Origin of the sequence: Microcoleus sp., from assembly GCF_041354475.1 — a bacterium.
In the GTDB taxonomy this organism is placed as follows: domain Bacteria; phylum Cyanobacteriota; class Cyanobacteriia; order Cyanobacteriales; family Microcoleaceae; genus Microcoleus.
Window position 1 is genome coordinate 33,476 of sequence record NZ_JBGJZU010000067.1, and the last position, 2,234, is coordinate 35,709.

Genomic DNA, 2,234 nt, shown 5'->3' on the forward strand with positions numbered 1-2,234 from the left:
AACGGCGGAACCTTCATCCAGCGCATCGCCCAACTCACAAATACCAACGTTGCCGCCTCCAAAAACCTCACCGGCAGTGCAGCAAAAGGCGGCGACTGGAAACTAGAAACAACAACCGGGAAAATAGCAGCCTCTTTAGCATTTCTGCCCGAAGTTCTAGCAACATACAACCACGTCCTTGCCACCTTCAGTGAAGCCAGGGACTATAGTGTGGGCCAAGGAAGCATTTCTGACATTGGTAAGGGAGATTTTAATGGTGACGGTTTCCTCGACTTAGTAGTGCCAATGGGGGAAAACAACTCCCCAAGAGATCTTACGATATTGTTGGGGACGGGTACTACGGGCAGCTTTGGTACTCCTATCAGCTTATTGAAGCCAGGAGGTAAGGATAATCCCAATGGCGTTGCAGTGGGTGACTTTAATGGAGACGGCAAACTCGATTTAGCTGTAGCGAATGTTCAGTCTCAAGGTTACAGCAATTTCGTTTCGATCCGGCTGGGGACGGGTACTGGCAGTTTTGGCGATCCTACCAATTTCGCTCAAGGGATAAATTATAAGTCGATCGTAACCGGTGACTTTAATGGAGATGGCAAGTTAGATTTAGCCACAACTCCTTACTCCAGTTTTGATAACTTCATTTCAATACTTTTTGGAGACGGTACTGGTAGCTTTGGTACTCCCGTTAAGATTAGTACACAAACACCAAAGTTTACTATTGCCACAGCCGACTTTAACGGCGACGGCAAACTCGATTTAGTCACGTCGAACAATGAAAAGACTAATAACATCTCCGTTTTCTTAGGAGATGGTAAAGGCAACTTTAACTCCCCCGTTAACCTTAGCTCCCCCACTAACAATAGCAGCACCGGCGGGACTGGGCGAACTGTCGTCACAGGCGACTTTAATGGCGACAGCAAACTCGATATCGCCACTAATAACAGCACCGATAAATCTGTCTCAGTCTTCTTGGGAGATGGTACGGGTAATTTTGATACTGCTAACAACTTTAATGTGGCAACTACTGGAGGATATCCCCAATCTGTGGTTGCAGGGGATTTTAATGGCGACGGCAAACTCGATTTAGCCACGTCTAACTACTATAGTACCTCCCTTTCGGTTTTGTTAGGAGATGGTACGGGTAAATTTGGTAATCTCAGCAACTTTACGATCCCGAATTCTTTCGCATATGCTTATATGATTGCGAGAGATTTTAATGCTGACGGCAAGTTGGATATAGCTACGGCTTTCGATTCAAATGTCTCGGTTCTGCTGAATACATCGAATACAGTTAACTTCGGTGCGGCCACTTACAGCGGCGTGGAAGGAACAACAGACACAGTAGTTAATATTCCCGTCAACATCACCGGCGGCACTCCCTTAAACGATGTAGTTGTGCCAATTCTCCTCGACTCCAGCAGCACCGCCACCCAAAATACAGACTACACCTTTTCCCCTACTTCGATTACCTTCCCCGCAGGTGCAACAGGTGACGCACTCACCAAGAATGTTGCAGTTACTATCAAGCCTGACAATCTTTCGGAAAACCCCGAAACTGTAATTTTCAACCTTGGCACAATTACAGGTGCGATTGCCGGCTCTACAAAGAAAACAACTCTAACTATTTCCGATCAGGTTTTTGTTACTTATGCCATTGCTGCCGGTACTGCCAGCATTGACGAAGGCAATAGCGGCAAAAAACCTCTAACTTTCACTGTGACTCGCAGCAACGTCACTAACGGGGCAAGTAGCGTCAAATATGCGATCGCAGGAACTGCTACCAACGGCAGCGATTATAACAATATCGGCGGCACTTCTGGGGCAAGGAATGCTACTGGCACGATTAATTTTGCGACTGGTGAAACATCAAAAACTATCACTCTGGATGTGTTGGGCGACACCATCGTTGAACCCGATGAAACTATTACCGTCACCCTGTCGGAGGCCACAGGTATCGCAGCGGTAACACCGACAATTACCGCTGATACCGCTACCACAACTATTATTAATTACACTGCACCGACGCCGGCACCGACGCCGACACCGACGCCGGCACCGACGCCGGCACCGACGCCGACACCAGTCACGCCAACACCGACACCAGTCACGCCAACACCGACACCGCCGACACCAACACCGCCAACACCAACGCCCACACCGACACCGCCGACACCAACACCGCCAACACCAACACCTACACCAGCCACGGCCACACCAACACCCAAAACACCACCACA

General features: G+C 48.8%; 1 protein-coding gene. It reads left to right on the forward strand.

The features are described from left to right. On the forward strand, nt 1–2,234 hold a 2,234-nt coding region (locus ACBR23_RS21655), incomplete at both ends, for an FG-GAP-like repeat-containing protein (protein WP_371125679.1).